This window comes from Pseudomonas cyclaminis, from assembly GCF_015163715.1.
GTDB classification, from domain to species: domain Bacteria; phylum Pseudomonadota; class Gammaproteobacteria; order Pseudomonadales; family Pseudomonadaceae; genus Aquipseudomonas; species Aquipseudomonas cyclaminis.
In genome coordinates, this window is the sequence record NZ_JADDUM010000030.1 from 47,439 (window position 1) to 65,546 (window position 18,108).

The 18,108-nt window shown below is 58.9% G+C and carries 14 protein-coding genes and 3 pseudogenes; 4 read left to right on the forward strand and 13 right to left on the reverse strand.

The window, feature by feature from the left end; genetic code table 11:
* The first annotated feature begins 265 nt into the window (after positions 1-265).
* Positions 266-1,201: an AraC-like ligand-binding domain-containing protein gene (locus IQK56_RS04460; protein WP_193862533.1), complete on the forward strand. Its 936-nt coding sequence runs from the start codon at positions 266-268 to the stop codon at positions 1,199-1,201.
* A 156-nt stretch (positions 1,202-1,357) separates the two neighbouring features.
* Here IQK56_RS04460 and IQK56_RS04465 read toward each other — a convergent pair whose 3' ends face one another.
* From IQK56_RS04465 to IQK56_RS04495, 6 genes and pseudogenes are all read right to left on the reverse strand, one after another.
* Complete coding sequence (locus IQK56_RS04465) at positions 1,358-2,815, reverse strand: FAD/NAD(P)-binding protein (RefSeq protein ID WP_193862534.1); 1,458 nt, start codon at positions 2,813-2,815, stop codon at positions 1,358-1,360.
* 28 nt (positions 2,816-2,843) lie between these two features.
* A complete protein-coding gene (cysC, locus tag IQK56_RS04470) occupies positions 2,844-3,476 on the reverse strand; it encodes an adenylyl-sulfate kinase (RefSeq protein ID WP_206691747.1) in 633 nt (210 codons plus the stop codon).
* A gap of 27 nt (positions 3,477-3,503) precedes the next feature.
* Positions 3,504-4,127 carry a zinc-binding dehydrogenase gene (locus IQK56_RS04475; RefSeq protein ID WP_246500147.1) on the reverse strand — a complete coding sequence of 208 codons (624 nt, stop codon included), beginning with the start codon at positions 4,125-4,127 and terminating at the stop codon, positions 3,504-3,506.
* A 21-nt stretch (positions 4,128-4,148) separates the two neighbouring features.
* Positions 4,149-4,582, reverse strand: a pseudogene (locus IQK56_RS31675) (alcohol dehydrogenase catalytic domain-containing protein); the annotation flags it as partial.
* Positions 4,507-8,583: an SDR family oxidoreductase gene (locus tag IQK56_RS04490; RefSeq protein ID WP_193901555.1), complete on the reverse strand. Its 4,077-nt coding sequence runs from the start codon at positions 8,581-8,583 to the stop codon at positions 4,507-4,509. The pseudogene IQK56_RS31675 and the gene IQK56_RS04490, both read right to left, overlap by 76 nt.
* A gap of 37 nt (positions 8,584-8,620) precedes the next feature.
* Positions 8,621-9,556 (reverse strand): DMT family transporter, encoded by a 936-nt coding sequence (locus IQK56_RS04495; RefSeq protein WP_150760125.1) that lies wholly within the window; start codon positions 9,554-9,556, stop codon positions 8,621-8,623.
* 91 nt (positions 9,557-9,647) lie between these two features.
* Here IQK56_RS04495 and IQK56_RS04500 point away from each other — a divergent pair, with 91 nt between their 5' ends.
* Complete coding sequence (locus IQK56_RS04500; RefSeq protein ID WP_193862536.1) at positions 9,648-10,553, forward strand: LysR substrate-binding domain-containing protein; 906 nt, start codon at positions 9,648-9,650, stop codon at positions 10,551-10,553.
* Here the strand turns inward: IQK56_RS04500 and IQK56_RS04505 are convergent.
* The 7 genes and pseudogenes from IQK56_RS04505 to IQK56_RS04535 form a co-directional block, all read right to left on the reverse strand.
* Positions 10,536-11,696 carry an aromatic ring-hydroxylating oxygenase subunit alpha gene (locus IQK56_RS04505; protein WP_193862537.1) on the reverse strand — a complete coding sequence of 387 codons (1,161 nt, stop codon included), beginning with the start codon at positions 11,694-11,696 and terminating at the stop codon, positions 10,536-10,538. The two genes, IQK56_RS04500 and IQK56_RS04505, sit on opposite strands and share 18 nt — an antisense overlap.
* A 36-nt stretch (positions 11,697-11,732) precedes the next feature.
* Complete coding sequence (locus IQK56_RS04510) at positions 11,733-12,836, reverse strand: mandelate racemase/muconate lactonizing enzyme family protein (protein ID WP_193862538.1); 1,104 nt, start codon at positions 12,834-12,836, stop codon at positions 11,733-11,735.
* Positions 12,833-14,200, reverse strand: a complete 1,368-nt coding sequence (locus IQK56_RS04515; RefSeq protein WP_193901557.1) for an NAD(P)-dependent oxidoreductase — start codon at positions 14,198-14,200, stop codon at positions 12,833-12,835. Before IQK56_RS04515 ends, IQK56_RS04510 begins: the two co-directional genes overlap by 4 nt.
* A 23-nt stretch (positions 14,201-14,223) precedes the next feature.
* Entirely contained in the window at positions 14,224-15,153 is a 930-nt protein-coding gene (locus tag IQK56_RS04520) for an isopenicillin N synthase family oxygenase (protein ID WP_193901560.1), read from the reverse strand.
* Positions 15,154-15,165: 12 nt separating this feature from the next.
* Positions 15,166-15,855 (reverse strand): class I SAM-dependent DNA methyltransferase, encoded by a 690-nt coding sequence (locus IQK56_RS04525; RefSeq protein ID WP_193862541.1) that lies wholly within the window; start codon positions 15,853-15,855, stop codon positions 15,166-15,168.
* Positions 15,856-16,056: 201 nt separating this feature from the next.
* Positions 16,057-16,218: a hypothetical protein gene (locus tag IQK56_RS04530; RefSeq protein WP_193901564.1), complete on the reverse strand. Its 162-nt coding sequence runs from the start codon at positions 16,216-16,218 to the stop codon at positions 16,057-16,059.
* A gap of 147 nt (positions 16,219-16,365) precedes the next feature.
* A pseudogene (locus IQK56_RS04535) lies at positions 16,366-17,043 on the reverse strand (RHO alpha subunit C-terminal catalytic domain-containing protein); the annotation flags it as partial.
* Between the two features lie 73 nt (positions 17,044-17,116).
* On the opposite strand from IQK56_RS04535, the pseudogene IQK56_RS04540 reads away from it, so the two are divergent.
* Positions 17,117-17,614: pseudogene (locus IQK56_RS04540) on the forward strand (aldehyde dehydrogenase family protein); the annotation flags it as partial.
* Between the two features lie 256 nt (positions 17,615-17,870).
* On the forward strand, positions 17,871-18,108 hold a 238-nt coding region (locus IQK56_RS30860; protein WP_206691748.1), incomplete at its 3' end, for a hypothetical protein.

Genomic DNA, 18,108 nt, shown 5'->3' on the forward strand with positions numbered 1-18,108 from the left:
GACAACCTTTTGGTTGGAAAAGACACCGCGCAAATTGGCGGCTTGGCCGTGAGCGGCGTTGGTGCGTCGCTGCCCAGAGCGGGGAGGGTTGTGCCTCGAAATGGGGAGGCGCAGTGCAGTGCTCTTTACCTCGGCGTGCCGGCAAGCACGGTGAGAGTCGCGTCGTTGGCATCCGTTAAAGCGCCTGGCCTGTTAATTGCTAACGGTGACAAGCCGGTTACACCTTTTCTGGTTGTTATTACACCGCTGTACCGAGGTCAGTGCCATGAACCCCAGCACTCAGTATTCGACCCTTGCCGTTGCTGCACCACGTCGCTTTGATTACTGGAAAGAAGTGGTCTGTCGCCACTGCTTGTCGGCTGATAGCAAACCCTTGTCCCAGAGCAGTTTCGATGGCGCACTCAGCGTCAATAGCGTCGGCGATCTGGACATCTGTTCGCTGTCATCGCCACTGCATTACTGGGAGCGATCCGAGCAACATCTGCGCAGTGGGCCGGCCGAGGATCTATGGTTAGGGTTTGCCCGAAATGGCCATGGACAGATTGAACAAGGTGGGAGAAAAGCCAACCTGACGACTGGTAATTTGTTTCTTTATGACGCAACCCAAGCGTTTCGATTCAGCCTGGGTGGTACCGAAAATCACCTGATCCGTATTCCCCGAGCCTTGCTGACGGAGCGCCTGCCCCGTGTTGCGGAGTACACGGCGATGGTCCTCGACGACCGACGCCCTGGCGTCATCCCCTTGCGCGAGATGCTGCGCCAGGCCGCCAGCGCCCCGCAGTCATTGCAGGATGAGCGCATTTCGAATCGTTATTCAGGTGCCTTGCTTGACCTGCTGGTGGTCAGCCTCGAACTCCAGGACCTGAGCACCACCCATCAGGAACTGGACCTCTACGGGCGCATCATGACTTACATCCAGCGGCACTTGACCGAGCCTGACCTGTCGATTGAAGTCATCGCGCAGGCCCACAATGTGTCCACCCGAACCGTCACACGTGCCTTCGCACGCTACCAGAAAACCCCCGTTGCAGAGATTTGGAAAGAGCGCCTGAACGCCAGCCGTGAAGCGATTGAACGCGGTCAGGTTCGCAGCGTGTCCCAGGCCGCGCTGGACTTCGGTTTTTCTGACTTCTCCCATTTCAGTCATGCGTTTCGCAAGGCATTTGGCGTTGCGCCGAATACGCTGTTGCGGCGAGGCTGAGGTATTTGACTCAGGTGGGGAGCCCCATGAACGCCCCCATTCGCGTGCCGTACATAAGCATTCACGTAGGGCGTTCTGACGATATCGAGGTAGCACGGTGTGGTCTCAATGGCCACAAGCCGGATCGCGTCTACGGCAGTTGCCGACTGCCTGGGTTCACCCTGCAGCATGCGGAGTGCTTTTTAGGTCAGTGGCTACACGTTCACCGTGAGGCGTCACGCGCAAGCTGGAACCCTGCCCACTGCCAGACGGTGCATCTGTCAGCAGCGTGGTAATGCGCGTGGCTAATGTGAACGAAAAGCGCCGAAGCTCAGGGACGGCAGTGGCTTCCCAATACTGCCCCTTGAGCATGGGCCCCACATAGCTGAGCCAAGGTATCGGTTGATGCTGCTGATCCAGCACGCGCAGCTGCTCGTCCACGAGTATCCCGAAGCCACACGGCGCGGCGCTGAGAAGCCCTTGTTCCAGCAAGTTGTTGACCAAGGCGGTATCGACGCGCCGGATGTCAAGGTTGGGGCCGGTGCAATTGATGATGCAGCTGACCTTGAGCGATTCGGTTGCCTGATCGCTGCGCCGTTTAAAGTCCACAATCAGGCTGTTGCCCAGCAGCGCCACATTGATCAACCTGCCGGCATGAATGGCCAGTTGTCCGCTATCCAGAAGATGTCGAAAGTGTTCGAAAGTGGCGGGGGCCAGACGATGACGGTGGACGTCCCACCAAGGTTGGACATGCCGTAGAAATTGTCGCTGCTGCGAGGTATCCATCGCGCACCAGAGTTTTTGTACCCACGGGCGCAAACTGTCGACCACGGCTCGCCAATCGCCTCCTCGGCGCTGGTGTTCCTTGACCCGCTTGCGCAGTGTTGCCATCAGCTGCCGAGGTGAGCCGCGTCCCAGGTGCACAGGGGCACAGAGAGGGACAATCGCCTCCGGGAGGTGTCCCAGGGGCAGGAGCCCGCGCCGAGAGAGTAAATGGATTGGGCCGCGATGGCCTTTTTGAAACAGTTGCAGCGCCATGTCGACCGCCGTCAAGCCGGAGCCGATCAACAGCACCGCGGTGTCTGGATCGGACGCCAGGCATAGTGGAGGACTCCAGGGATCATGGGCGTAGGTCTGCGGACGCAGAGTCTTGTTCAAGTTGCAGCAGTCGGCGGGAGGGAAGTTGCCAAAGGCGAGGATCACGTGATCCGCTTCGAGAGTACGCCCATCCGAAAGCTTGAGCCGGGCGCCGTCGCCGCTGGGCTGCACCTGTATGACCTCGGCGACAATCCGTGACAACTGCACGCCAGGGTTTGATTGTTCAGCACTGTCGAGGACATCGTTCAAGTAATTGCCATAAAGGCTGCGGGATACGTACGAGGTAGGCTCGACGTCGAGGTGCCGGTTTCTGCAGTACCGCAAAAAGTCTTCCGGATCATCATCCAGCGCACTCATTTTTCCAACGCTGGCGTTCAAGAGGTGGAGGGGGCTGTTGGTGCCGTAGGCCAGTCCTCGCGCCATGGTCCGGGTACGATTGATCAATATGATGCGCAGTTTGGTGCCTGCGCTACGCAGGATCTGCGCCGCAGCGGCCACACCGCTGAAGCCGGCACCGACGATAACGAGCGTCTTCATAATGGTTGCCCCCTGATGAATGCAACGGTCACTTCCAGAACAGACGGTTGTGCAGGAATGCTTCGATGGTGTGCGCGGCCTGCTCGACAGAAGTCGTTGCGCTATCGATCAAGATGTCGGGGGATAGAGGCCGTTCATAGGGGGAATCGATACCGGTGAAGTTCTTGATCAAGCGCTTGCGCGCCTTGGCATACAACCCTTTGGGGTCACGTCGCTCCAGGACTGCCAGCGGCGCATCAATGAATATCTCGATGAAATCGTCGGGAGCGAAGAGCGCTCTGGCCATGCGACGCTCTTGTTCGAACGGTGAGATCAGGCACACCAAGGTGATCACGCCCGCATCCACCATCAGTCGACCGACCTCGGCGGTACGCCTGATGTTTTCCTTGCGATCGTCATCGACAAATCCCAGGTCGGCGGTCAGGCCCTGACGAAGCCGGTCACCGTCCAGCAGGCACGTGTGCAGTTGATGTTCGTGCAGGTTGGCCTGGACCCGGTTGGCGATGCACGACTTACCCGCGCCGGACATGCCGGTGAACCACAACAGCAGTGAACGGTGGCCCTTCAATTCGGAATGCTGCTGGCGCCCGATCTCGAAGGGGTGGGAGACGAGGTCCGAATGCACCGGGACGGTTGGCGGCAGTGCCAGCGAAGAAGGCATGAGGTATCTCCGTGGAGTTTGTGTGGGTCAGAACTCGACGACGGCGCGATAACGCACCTGGTTGTTGCGCAGTGCATCCAGGGCCTGGTTGATGCCTGTCGCCGGGAAGGTTTCGACCAGGGGCCAGACACGGTGCTCGCTGGCAAACGCCAGCATCTGCAGCATGTCGTGGCGCCCGCCAACGTTGGCGGTGGAAACCGTCAGGGTTTTGTAGGTCATGGCCGCGATGTCCAGGGTGACCGGGTTGGGCATGCCTGCAAAGCACAGGGTGCCGCGCGGCCGCAGCAAGGCGATGGCGCTCGCCCAGTCCTGATCGTTGGAGGCCGTCACCAGCAGGAAATCCAGGGTGTTTTTCTGGGCTTTCAGTGTGTCCGGGTCCAGGGTGCAGAAGTGGCTGGCACCCAATTCCATGGCTTGGGATCTCTTGTCTTCAGAGCTCGACAGCGCGGTCACGCTGCACCCGAACCTGGCGGCGAACTGGATGGCCAGGTGACCCAGCCCCCCGATCCCCAGCACGCCGACCTGCATGTCCGGACGAGTGCCACGCAGCAGCGCGGTAAACACCGTCTGCCCCGCGCAAAACAATGGCGCCGCCATGGCTGAGGGCAGGGCCTCGGGAATGGCGAATACGAACTTTGCGTCACAGGTCAAAAAGTCCGCGAAGCCGCCTCGCTGCCCATCGCTGCACGTAGGTACCACCTGTGGGCAATGCTGCTCCTCACCCTTCAGGCACCATTCGCACGCCAGGCATGCCCCCTTGTACCAGCCGACGCCGACCCGTTGCCCAGGAATAAGCCCCGTTACCGAGGACCGCTGCGGACTACTTTTCCGACCACCTCATGACCACACACTTGCGGGTATTGAGAGGCTTCGCCCCAGTTTCCGTCGATCAAATGCAGGTCGCTCGTGCAGGCGCCGCAGTGGGTGACCCTGATCTCGACTTCATTGGGGCCCGGATCCTGGCGGGGGTAGGTAAAGGGCTGCAATGGCGAGCCTGGGCTATGGGCCGCCCAGCCGGTAATAGTCTGTGTCATGGGGTCTCTCCTGTGTGCAGGTTGAGTGCCGTGAGATATTGCTGCGTCCATTCGGCATCGATCACCGGGCATTTCAGCTGCGCGATTTGCAATGGGGCCGGATGGCTGAAGTGTTTGAAGTCTTCGATGATCATTGGAAGGATCAGCAACGTACGCTGTAGCACTGCGTTGCCGGGCGCCTTGGCTTCGAGCCTGACGCGCCATTGGGCGAGGGGGAGTGCGGTGAACCGCTCCGTCCCCAAGAGTGTCTGGATCCAGCTGCAGATCTGTTCCCAGCGGGTGCTCTGCGGGTTGTAAAGGTGATGGATTGACGTCGAGTGCGTCGTCGATTCGCCGAGCGCACAGTGCACGAAGATCCGTGCGACATGATCCACCGGCGTGAGATTCAGCGACCAGTCGCTTTGTGCCGGCCAGGCCTTGAGTGCAAGGCAGCTGCGAATCATCAGTCCGACATAGTCGTCGGGGTTGATGCGGTCGCAGGCACTGGCCTGGATGGGGGCACTGATGTCCCCGCATCGCAGGATGTTCAGATCTATGCCGGTCTGTTCACGGAACCTTATCGCCACGCGTTCGGCAACCAGCTTGGCTCGGTTGTAGCCGGTGGTTGGAACCGTTTCCGGCAAGGTCGAGGCGATGACGACGCCGGCACCGCCCAGGGCAGCCAGACGCAGCACTTCCAGGACGCCGCCTACGTTAGTCTCGGCCAGGCGTTCATAACGCTTGAGCCAGTTGACCTCGGCACCACAATGAATGATGCAGTCGACCTCCGAAGACAATCGACGGTAATCCTCGGGTGACAGGCCTAGCCCGGGCTGGCCCAGGTTCGCAACCACAGCCTCCACTGGCCCAAGATCCGCAACCCGCTGCTGCGCGTGAGCCGTGCCTTCGGCGCGCACCAGGCACAGAACGCGTTCCACGCCCGCTGCCTGGTGCAGGTGGCGCACGATCATCCGTCCCAGGTACCCCGTGGCCCCTGTCACCAGTATCGTCCGCCGTGCCTTGCGTGGAGGTACACGCGTAACAGGCGCTTGCAGCCTGGACAGGTAACGTTCGGTTTCGGCTTCGACGCAGAAGGGGACCTCCCGGACGGGCTCGCCTTGAAGCTCAAGCGCGATCAGTTGCGTAATGCCCGCCAGGGTAGCGTCGCGGGTGATGTCGGCAACGGCTATATCAAGACGGAAAGTCCGGTTGATCAGGTTTATCAGTTCCAACAGCAACAGGCTGCCGCCCATGTCAAGGAAGTCACTGTCGGGGCCCAGAGTCACACCCTGAAGGTTCAGGCAATCGCCCCATAAGGCCGCGACCCGGGATTGCAGGGGCGTGAGCGGCGGTTTGTCGTCCGGCAGAGGGACCAGCGGCAGTTGCAGCAGTATGTGCGCACCCAGGCGCTTCTGACTGGCGCCGGCCGGGATCGATGGCGTCAGGAAATAGGCCACCGGAACGCTGAAGGCCGGCAAGTGTTGGCTCGCCCATTGCCGCAGTGTGTTGGCATGGGGCGGGTGTTCGGCATCGGCGGGGGCCACAAACGCCACCAGTTGCAGGTCAAGCCCGTCGCCGCGGGTGGTGACCAAGGCTGTGCGTACATCGGGATGAGCAACCAGGATGCGTTCCACATCGCCGCTGAATACCTTGAACCCGCGCAATTTCAGATGCGTGCTGCTGCGGCCCAGCAGGTGGATATTTCCGCTTTCGGTGAGTCGCACCCTATCGCCGGTGCGCAGCAGCCGTCGGGCCAGGTCCGGCCGGGTCGGCGCCAGCGGATTGGATACGAAGGCCGCCCGGTCGGCCGTATCGTCCTTCAGGTAACCCGGCGTGAGTCCCTGGGTGTGCACGTAGAGTTCGCCAGGGCTGCCCAGGCGCACGCACTCCAGTGTCGAGTCCAGCACGAAGGCTTCGGTGCCGGGAGTGAAGTGCAAGCGGCCTTCCGGGCCGATCAGGGCAACGTCCCCGGCTTCGTTCGAGCCATACAGATCGAGTACCTGGCAGTGGGGCAGGCAACACTTGAGCTGCACGCGCATTGCGTCGGGTAGCGGCTCGCCACTCAGCCACAGGGTATGCACATTGGCAAACGCCTGCTGGAATGCCTGTTCGTTTTGCAGCAGGCCAGCCACCAGGCTGGGGGTGATCATCAATTGAGAAAGATGACTGCTTTGGATAAAACCTGTGAGGGCGTGAGGGTCCAGCACCATGGCGTCCGGAATCAGGCAAGCCACCGCGCCGCTGAAGATGGGGTAGTAGACATAGCCGGTCATCCAGGCGTTGAGGCCGATGCGATCACCGGGGCGGATATGCTGACGCCAGAAGGCGAGTGAATCGAGGCGACCGTGCTCGCCGATTGTGACGACCTTGGCCATACCCGTCGTACCGGAGGTCAGCAAACCATAGGCCACATCACCGAATGGCTGCGGCCGAACCTCCGGCGCAGCGTCACAGCGCTCCGGCAGATGGTCCAGCAGCAGCGTGCGATAACGGCCTGCCAAGGGTTGCAGAGTCAGCGTATCGCCCACCACGACCACTGGATCGAGTTTCGCCAGGACGTTCGCGGTCGCGTCGGTGCCGTACCACTGCGGGATGTCCAGATAGGGCCAGCGCAGCAGGCTGCAGGCGGTCATGGTCACCAGCGTGCGCAGGTCCTTGTCCAGGCGGATAGCCACCCAGCCGCCGTGGGGGCAACTGTGCAAAAGCCGCTCAGCCAGCGTGCAGGCCTGGGCATTCAGGTCGCGGGCGCTGAGGCTTCGTTGGGGGCTGGCGGCGACCGTGCTGTCTGGCGCATCGCGCAGCAACTGACGCAGATGCATATGCCAGGAGGGCGTTGTTGCGTGGGCTGGGGCGTTGAGACGCTGGGTCCTGATCTGCTGCTCGCGACTGTGTTGCGCGGCCGCCCGCCGGTACTGGGAAATCCGTAGGCTGACTTCATCCATCGCCGGGTTATCTGGATCAACAATGATCAGCTTGACCTGGGTGTGGCGTGCCTGCGGGCTGTCGGGGCAGATCAGGCACAGCTGGCGATGACTCAAACGGCGCACACACTCAAATGACGCCGGGTCTTCAGAGGTCATCAGCGTCACTAGGGGCAGGTCCTGCAACTGCTCGATTTCGCGGATGATTGTGTCGAAATGGCAGGCTGCGGGGCTGCTCCACAGCCAAACGGCATAATCGCCAGGCGATTGCGCTGCCCACTGCAACGCACGCAGGTGCTGCTGGCGCGTCGATGCCAGCAACAGCATGCGCAGATCGGCCTGCGCCGGTTCATGAAGGCAGGCTAGGTGATCGTTCGTAGGGGGCACGCGTTGCCATGCGGCTGCCAGGTGGAAAAAGTTGTAGAGGGGTTGCTTGTCCCGCGCCGTAGATTCGACGGCATCGGGAAACGTGATTTCGGGATGCGCGACTTGGGCGAAACCGCTGGAGCGCTCAGCATCGTCATGCCAGCCTTGGAAAAATTGCCACTGTTCGACCTTTTCCGGTGCCCAGCTCAACAGGCGAGGCGAAAAGTCGATACCGGCGAAATCACAAAAGCGCGCCAGCGTGCCTCGCGTATCACCCATCAGGTCTTCATCACTGTCCAGGTACAGCACCTGACTGGCGTCACACTGTTCGACCACCCGCTCATGGATGCGAGCCAGCTCATCGAAGCCGGATTCATCCGCATCGAAATAGGTAGTGCCACCGCTCTGGCTGACGCGATACAGCGAGCGCATCACATCCCGCGGCTGGCGGACCAGGAACACATGCCTGAATTGCGCCAGCCACGTGCTATCAATCGAGTCGAAGTCGACGAAGTAAGCAATCTCCTTGGAGAATTGCACGCGGTGCGGCGGTGCTGGACGTTCGCTGAGCAACGCCATCGCCTCGGCGTAACCGGTAATGCCGGGCGGTCCGTCATTGATCCGGCGGGTGTGCTCAATCAGTGCATGTTTTTCGGGAAAATGCCTGGCCAGGAAAGGCTCGGAGAGCCTTTCGTGCAGCACCCTGACCTGCGGATGCTGCATCACGGCCCGCTCGAAAGCGGTAGAACGGCTGCGGGAAACCGCCCACAGAATCACATTGGGCAGGGAATCAGGTGACGTCAGCATAAACAGCTCCTTGTTAAGGCCTGTGCATGTGAAGCGTTCAGCGCGTGGCAGTGGGCTTTTTCAGCAGGATGAAGCCTGAAATCAGGATAAGGGCCAGGCCGGCCGCGGTCCGGCCATTGAGCACTTCATTGAACAGCAACGCCCCCCAGGCAATCGCGAAGATCAGGTAGGTGTAATCGAATGCGCCGATGATCGAGGTCTCGCCAATTTGATAGGCCCGAGCGATGCCGGTACTGACCAGTACCATCAGAATCGCCAGCACCACCATCACGCCCCAGTCGCTGATCGCCATGGGTGACCAGCCGCCGACCAGAAATCGCAGGCCCTCGTTGGCCGGCAGGTGAGGGCCCGTCTGTGCGACGACAATGCTGCCGACCATCCCGATCAACAACAGGATGATGTTCAGCGCCAAGGCCAGGTGCATCGGCACCTCGTTGGCGCATTTGCCCTTGGTCACGACTGCTGCGAGGGCATAGAAAATCGCAGCGAGCACGGGCAACAGTGTCCATAGGTTGAAGTCAGCCTGACTGGGCGCGAGCGTGACGAGCACCCCGGCGAACCCCACCAGAATGGCCAGCCATTTGCGCGGTGTGACGTGCTCGTCCAGGGTGACTGCCGAGAACAAAGCGATAAACAAAGGTGTCGTATAGATTGCCAATGCGGCTATGGTCAGGCTGATGAAGGGCAGTGCGCTGTAAAAGGCGATCCACATCAGGGCGAGCAGCAGGCTTCTGGTCCCTACCCACAAGGGGGACAGCGGCCGTTGCTGCGTTGTGCCGCGGCGATACATCAACAAGGCGACGAGCATGCCGATGGCCAGGACCGAGCGAATCACATAGAGCTGCCACATCGATGTCTCGGCGCTGGTGGCCTTGATAAGAGCGTCTGACACTGACAACAGGAACACCGAACCTACGACGATGAGGATGCTTTGGCGGTTTTCAGCGGCGGTAACGGTTGTGGTTGCAGACATGATGGGTCCTGATGTGATCGACCTGGAGGATTCTGGTTGAGCTCGTATTGCATTTAAAGTGACTTATGGTTACGCAGGAGGAATGAAAATTATGGATAACTTCAAACGCTCACTGCCCCCACTTTCCAGCCTGGTTCCCTTTGAAGCTGCGGCGCGCCTGGAAAGTTTTTCCAAAGCCTCGGATGAGTTGCATCTCACCCAGGCTGCAATCAGTAAACAGATACGATCCCTGGAAGAATTCCTTGGCGTCGCGTTATTTACACGTCGAAATCGCGCCGTATTTCTGACCGAGGCGGGCGCCGAGTTTCGCGATGCGGTGCGCACGGCGTTCCTGGGCATCGCTTCACGCGCCGAAGACCTGAAGTCAGGACGCAACAACAATGAAATCGTCCTGGAGGTGCAATTGTGCGAAGCCTTTTACTGGTTGACGCCCAATATCACGCACTTGCACAGGAAGTACCCTGACCTGGAAGTTCGCCTCAATGCATCCATCCAACCGATTACCGAAATCGCGGAAAAATTCGATATAGCCATCCAGACCTCGGGGCGCCCATCCGGTGATCACACCCGGCTGTTGACCTTGAGTGATGATGTGTTCCCGGTGTGCAGTCCCGGCTACCTGGCCTCGTTGGGCGACGACCCACTGACCTTGCGAAGCCTGGTGGACCTGCCTTTGCTGCATCATGTCGCCACGCCTCAGTACTGGAGCACCTGGAGTGATTGGCTGGGGGAGTTTCATATCAGGCCCGGAGAACTCAAGGGCAAGTGCTATGACAGCTATCCGGTCATGATGCAGGCGTGTGTCGAAGGCCTGGGTTTTGCCCTTGGGTGGCGTCGGACCAGTGAAAAAATGCTCGCCAGTGGTGACTTGGTCCGGCCTTTTTCCGAGTCCATACACCTCCCTGAAGCCCTGAGCGTGTACAAATGGCGTGATGAAGCCCTGAACCCGTCGGTTTGCCAGGTGCTGGAATGGTTGAGTTCATCGTTCGCAGACTGACGTCTCGTGGCCGGTGTGCAGCAGTCCCAGTGCGGCGAGGATCTTTTTCTGAATGTCGTGCACGGCATGTTCGCTGTTGGCCCCCCGTGCCGGGTCAACGATAAAGCGACCTTGCTGGTAGCCGTCACTGTTCAGGCCGCGCTGCACACTGGCGCACAAGGGGATATCTTCTTCACGAATCACGGCAACGAAGTCGATGACCTCCTGTTCTTCCCGGGAGGGAGTTGCTTCTGTGCAAAACCATTCAACCACCTGCAGGGTCTTGTCCACGCTGACCGGCAGGTGATGCAACACGTTCATGTACCCTCCTGGATAGACCTCCAGGCAAAAGTTCGGCCACAGATACCAGGCGCCGAATTCGCGTGATCGGGTCGAGTCTTGCTTCATCGTATAGCCTTGGTTGACGCCACTGTCGCTGCTGATATGGGCGTGATAATGCTCGTGGATCGCCAGGTGATAACTCTTCAGGTCGAGGGTTGCCGTCGAGAGCGTGGGATGGCACATCGGGCAGTGGTAACACTCCGAGTAATTTTCTACAGAGACCTTCCAGTTGGACTGCACGCCGTATTCCTTGGAGTAGGCGTGAAACAGCTTTTCCGGGGCTGGCGAGAAGGTTCGGATCGATGTCTCGAGCCCGGGCAGCAGGGCCTGCATGGGCTGCGCATTCCAGTCGAAGTTGATGAAGATGAAACCGCAGAACACTTCCAGGCGTACCGGCTTGAGTTGAACCTGACCCGTGCTGAAGTCCTTGAGGTGCTCGGATTTACGTGCGCTGATCAACTGTCCGCGGGTGTTGTAGGCCCAGGCATGGTACGGGCAGGTCAATAACCCAGGCACATGGCCGTTGCCCTCGACCAATCGATGCGCGCGATGCTGGCAGACATTATGAAAGGCCTGCAGCGTACCGTCCTTGTCCCGGACCACCAGCGCACTGCGCCGACCGAGGTCGCGCACCCGGTAGTCACCCGCATTGGGCAGCGCGGAGATATGGCAGACGTATTGCCAGGTACGTGCAAACACCGCTTCCATTTCCTGCTCGAACAACTGGTTGTCGATGTAATGTTCGTTGGGCAGGGTAAAAGAAGCAAAAGGGTCGATGTCGAACCCGCGAGCCAGGTGCAACCGAGAAGTGGCGCTGGTCATGGAACCTCCATGGATCAGTTGGAAGGACAGTGAAATTTATCCGTACTGGGCGACGGGGCGCTCGAACTGCCGGGAGTCAAGCGTCAGCCCCAGGCCCGGACTTTCACGCAGGTAGGCACGGCCTTGGCTGATTTCAAAATCCACTTCGGCCACGTGCATCTCATGGTGTCGGCAGCAATTCCAGCTGGCACGATGCAGGCGGCCAGGCGTCGAGGCTGCCAGGTGCATCACGGCGCTGTCACTGACCTGGGTGCCGCCAACGTCTTCAATATTCATCCGGATGCCGTGGTAGATGCAGAAGTCCCGAAGCTGTCGGGCTTTGGTCAGGCCTCCGACGCGGCCAATCTTCAACCCGATCAGTTGGGCAATATTCTGGCGCTGGCCTTGTACCAGGTCGCCAAGGGTCACGATCGACTCATCCAGAATGATCGGGTTGCGTGTCAACTCCCGAACCGCACGGCACTGCTCCAAGGATTCGCAGGGCTGTTCGAAGCACACGGTGGGGTCTTCCACGCTGTTCATCACGGCGATGGCCTCCGAAACTGTCCAGGCACGATTGACATCGAACGTGATGGCCTCCCCGGGCAGGCGCTGGTCGAGCAGGCGCCGGATCTGAGCCACATCCTCCTCCACCCCGATGCCGACCTTGCAGGAATGGGTGCGATACCCTTCGCTGCGAGCGAGGGCCAGATGGGTCGCCATCTGCTCCGTATCGGCGGTGGGGATGCTGCTTTGAAGGGCTATCGACGCCTGGAACCGGCCACCCAGCAATGCATATACCGGCAGTTGGCAGTGTTTGCCGAGGATGTCCCAGCATGCCAGGTCGATTGCAGCTTTCACGTAGGGGTGCCCCGGTAGCATCACGTCCATGCGTGCATTGATCTGATCCAGGTGCAGTGGATTTTCACCCAGCAGGTGCGGCGCCAGTTCCTCAAGGCCGGCCCGCACGCCTTTGGCATAGGCCGGCAGGTAAGTGGCGCCCCATGGGCAACTCTCGCCGACGCCCACCAGGCCACTGTCCGTGGTGACCAGGACGATGGTGGAGTCGAGTGAGTCATAGTGCAGCCGCCCCCCGCTGAGGCTGTATTTGTTCTTGAGCGGTATATCCAGTTGGAAGACCTTGATAGAGGTGATTTTCATGGTGCGACCGCTCCCTGCCGCAACCCATGCCCGACTGCGCGGGCAGGGGCTTGAAAGCCCAGAATCGACTGATGAAAAATTTGCTCGATGACGGGCAGATGCATCGCCTGCTGGAGTGCGCCAACCGCGGCGATACTGTCCAGGCTCGGTTCATAGCTATCCAGGTGTTCGGCAACCCAGCTGGGGCCGCAACTCCAGTTCACCACCTGCTCGATCAGCGCGTCCGAAAGGCCGATTGCGCGACCGATTTGCCAGGCCTCGTCGAGGATGACCTTGTTGATGCAGGCCAGGAATTCCACCAGGTGCGAGGCCAGCTTGATCTTGCTGTCGTCGGTGAACACAAGGCCCGAATGAAACGTCGGTGCCAGGGCCGGGGTGATGCGGCCCAGAGGGTCCTCAATCACAGCGCCGCCGTGGCGATACTCGCGGTTGGCGCCATAGGGCGAGGGTGCATGAAAATCGGGCAGGGTGAGGGATAGTCCGTTTTCCCGCTGGCTCATCACGGCGACCTTTACGTGATTGTCCTGGCTGTCGAACAGCATGCCCGCCTGACGGTAACGCTGCGCGACGATGCGTCCCAGCGGCATCGCCACCCCCAATTCATCGGCCAATGCCTCGGTGAGGCTGGTGTCCTTGACGGTGATTTCCAACGTACAGGAATGATCGTAGCTGGCGTCGAATATGAACGGGGTCAACTGGTTGCTGACAAAGCAGTTTCCCCGCGAGACTTTCACGTAATCCCAGAGCCAGTGCAGCGGAATATCATTGGCTCTGGCCATGACCAGCAATTCGGCCCATACCACGGTGGCGGTGTAGAACAGCAGGTTGGTGAGCAATTTGACCGACTGGCCGGCACCGATCTCGCCTACGTAGAAAGACTTGCGTCCCATGGTGTCAAGCATGACCTGGCTCAATGAGTAGCCGCGTTCATCTCCGCCGATGTAGAAGCATACATTGGCGAAATCCACGCCCATATGTGACAGGTTGCTGACGGGTGCTTCCAGGCTGAAGATATTTTTTTGCCTGGCCAGTTCAGCGATATGACGGGTGTTGTGATAGTCGGTGGTGGACGTGTCGATCCAGACCGTACCTTCGGCCATTCCCGCCAGAGCGCCGTGCTCGCCCGTCATGTTTTCCAGCACGTGGTGCGGTAGCGGCAGGCATGTCACCACAATCTGGCATGTGTGGGCGCACAGGGCCGGGGTGTCTTTCCAGGAAGCGCCCAACTCGATCAGCGGGCCAGCATGCGCGGGGTCGATATCATGCACCTGCACGTCATAGCCCGCGTTCAGCAAACGCATGATCAATGGACGGCCCATATTGCCGGTACCGATGAAGCCGACTTTCGGCTTGGCAGCTTGCATATCGATTCCTCTTGATGATGGGGTCAAGCGAGTTCGCGCGCCCTGCCGGCACCCTGGCCGGTTACCCAGATTGAGTTGAAGTTTTCAAGCATGACTTGCTGGCACGACACCACCTGGTCGCTGCCCAGAGGGTTGAACCTGGCGTCCACGTTCGGGTACACAAAAAACGGCAGCGATACCCTGGCGCTGTTCGCACGGTGAATGACTTGGTGGGGCGTACTGGTAAAGAGGCCGTTACTCCACTTCATCAGCATGTCCCCCAGGTTGATCACCACTTCGTGTCCCCGGGGCGCTACATCGATCCAGCGTCCTTGGGAAAAGGCGCGCAGCGCGCAGGCCTCAGCGGCCTCTTGGAACAGCAGGGTGAATATGCCGTTGTCCGTGTGTTTGCCCGCGCCACTGCGCAGGGGTGGGTAGTACAGGGCACGCTGGATCAGCACCGGATCAGAAAAGAAGGGCTCGAAGAACCGCTTGTCCAACCCCAGGGCAAGCGCCAGCCCTTGTAATAATCGAGGCACTACGAGGTGCATGACTTGATCCTGCAGGGCCAGCATCGCCTGGGCGAAGCCGGGAGCTATGTGCTCGTCGGGCAGCAGGTTCGGACCTGTAAAAGGTTTATCGCACAGTGCGGCCTCCCTTCCCATGTCGAAGTGCTGTTTACAATCGGGACCGCTAGGGGCGTGCAATGTTTCGCCAAAGGTATGTACATAACCCCGGCAAGTTCTGGGGCTGACCTGTTGCCGGTCTTGGGCAAACTGATTCTTGATCTCCAGCGGCAGTGCGAAGAATTGTCGCGCCGCAGTAAACGCCTGATTAATAAACAGTGGATTTATACCGTGATCGGTTAAATAAAAGAAACCGTCCTTAATACAGGTTTCACGCAGGCGTCGTACTTCGCCCGGCGTATCAACAGACTCAAGCATTTCAAGTGAAATGCGATTCAAGGCTTCCATGCTCAAGTCCTCTTATCGGGCAATTCTAAATGCCAGGTAGTGAGCATGTACTTCATCTAAATAAGGAGCATTCATCAGTGACGCTAGGGGGGATAGTTTTTTGGCCGCGACTAGACTGTCCAACAGGTCAGCGAAGTGTTCTGCCTCATAGAATGTGCAGCGCGTGCTAAACAGTAAGAGTCCGCCGGGGGCGGTCATGCGAATAAGTTCGTGAATGGCTTCTATGGGCAGGTGACCTTCGATGAAAGCGCCGCAGCACAAGGTCGCGTCATAACGGTTGTCCGCAATCAACGTGTTGTGGTCGGTCAGATCCACTCCGCCGTAGAGCGCACCATACGCCTGGGTCTGACGCGCCAGCTGGGTCATCGCCGGTGACAGATCGCAACCTTCCAGAGTGCTGAAACCTCGCTGGGCCAGTTCTTTGCCCACCAACCCGGTGCCGCAGCAGGCATCCATGATGCGCAAAGTGCTACGAGGTTGTTTGTTGTCTGTGTCTGCGTTGCCAAACAGCGATGTCAGCAAGTCGCTGATCACGAGTGGGCCGCAATAGTTCTCTCCTGACACATCGTTGTCGTAATCAGTAGACCATGTTTCATAGTAGTCCCTGAGGCGAAAGTAGTCGCGATTGAAGTTAAGGGCGCGATTGACCGATGTCGAGCAATAGGCGTCGGAAATTCTCGTGGCGTTATTTTCGCTGGCCATTCTGTATTCTCCGGAAAATTATTTTTCAGGTTGAATGAATCAGGGTGGGTGAGTGGGTGTTCATTTTTATTCGGCGGTTGCTGCACTGTAAAGGCCAAATAGACGACTTATCCTTCGGCTTTTTCCTACATAGATAACCAGGTGTTATACATGCCGTTTGTTCATGCGGCGCTAGACGAGGATTTATTGGAATATACCTACTTAACAACTCACGGCCTTGCGGCAGTAAATATCCTCGATCAGATAGAGGTAGTAATATTTGCCGCGTATCGGTGAGGGCAGATACGTGATGTCCCACGACCACACTTGATTGGACGCTTTGGCCGCATTGTCGCCGGGTGCCTGCTCGGATGACGTAGTCATTTGAATCACCCGAACAGGCACACGAAGAAAGGCCTGGCAGCGACTGCGCTGAGGCCTGGAGGGAGGAGGGGCCAAGTTGCCAAGGCGCCAAGGCGTAAGCCTTTCAAGTACGACTGTATTGAAAGGCTTACCCATCCGGCATCGTGCTTATCCGACAGACTTCAAGGGGATCGGCCCCTGGATCCTTTCCATCATGGTGGCGCAATACCAATCATCGAATTGGCAGACACCGGTCTCTGCGGTCTCGGAATAAGGGCCTGGCTCATAAGAGGGTGAAGTCACACCACGCTGCGTGCCTTCTACCAGGGTGCGGTCCTGATCGTTGGTCGCGATCCATACCTTGGTCAGCCGATCAATGGCGTAGTCCACGCCTTCTACGGCAGTTTTGAGCACCAGCCATTTGGTGGTCACCAAGGTTTCCGTCGCGCTGATCGGCAGCACTCGGAAGCTCAGGGCGTGGTCACCCAGGAAGTGGTTCCAGGTCGATGGATAGTTGAAGTACAACAGTGCGCCAATATCCGCTTCGCCGGTGGTATCCAGGCGGCTGGTCACCGCTGGCTTGCCGTCCATGGTGTAGCTTACGGCGCCCTTGGACAATGGAATGCGAGTCATGCGGAACTGGCCTTTGATGTCCATGACCAGGCGGCTTGGCAGCCCGGCCTTTTCGCATTTGTTCCAGTAGGCGGAAAGCTCCGGGTCGTCGTCGCCGCTGGTGCCGCCCACGGAAAGGTTGTCCACGAACGATTGCAGCAACTCGGGGTGGGAGCCGTCGCAGTGGTAGCACTCACGATTGTTTTCGAAGACCAGTTTCCAGTTGCCTTTCTCGACGATATTGGACTCAAAGGCCACTTTGCAGTCATCTAGGTTATGCGGGGCGACGAAGGGGGTTACAGCGTTGCTGGGCGACCCCCTCGACCCGGACAATCGCCTGGGTTCGATGATCAGCAAAGCGCATTTTGATAAAGTGCGGTCCTACATCGAGCATGCCAAGGACGAAAAACTGACTGTTCTGGCGGGCGGCAATACCGCTGACAATATCTTCGTGGAACCGACCATCCTGGACGGAGTAGGGCGTAGCAGTCGCCTGTTCCAAGAGGAAATTTTCGGCCCTGTGCTGAGTGTCACCACCTTCAATACCCTTGATGAAGCCATCGAACTGGCCAACGATACGGCCTACGGTTTGGCAGCGTCGGCGTACACCGGCAACCTGCGTAATGCGCTGAAGCTGTCACGCGGCATCCGCGCCGGCATTGTGACGGTGAACTGCTTCGGCGAGGGCGATGCGTCTACGCCCTTCGGCGGTTACAAGGAGTCGGGGTTCGGTGGGCGGGACAAGTCCATCTGGGCGCACGACCAATACACCGAGATAAAAACCATCTGGATCGACGCCTCCTGAGTGCTGCAGGGTGTGACGGCCTTATCGCCTCAGTCGCGGTGACTGGGGCGATTGGACGTTGATGTTCCCGGTTGCGCCACTGATCTCACGGAAGATTTCTAAAAATAAAAAATCTATATAAATCAATATTGTGATTTTGATTCGCCACAAGCTTTACGCTTTCGTCGTTTTATTGGCTGATTAATGTCAAGTGGCCATATTGACAGATTGTTGGACGATATTTAGTCTTTGCAAGATGTTTCAAGGACTGAGCGCGATGACTAATGGATTAGTTGCACCTGCCCGCCTGTGCCTCATAGAAAAATTCCTGTTGTGCCCACCGGACCGTCTCACAACGGTTCTTGATCATGATTCTGCCGTTTGCCTGACGCAGTTGGACCTCAAGTCGAAGGTTTATCAGGCGCGTCAGGTACTCCGCCAACGTGCCCTTGAACCGGGGCAGGTCGTAGCGATCTGCATGCCTTCGAGCATGGAGGGGTCGTTTGCGGGAGAGG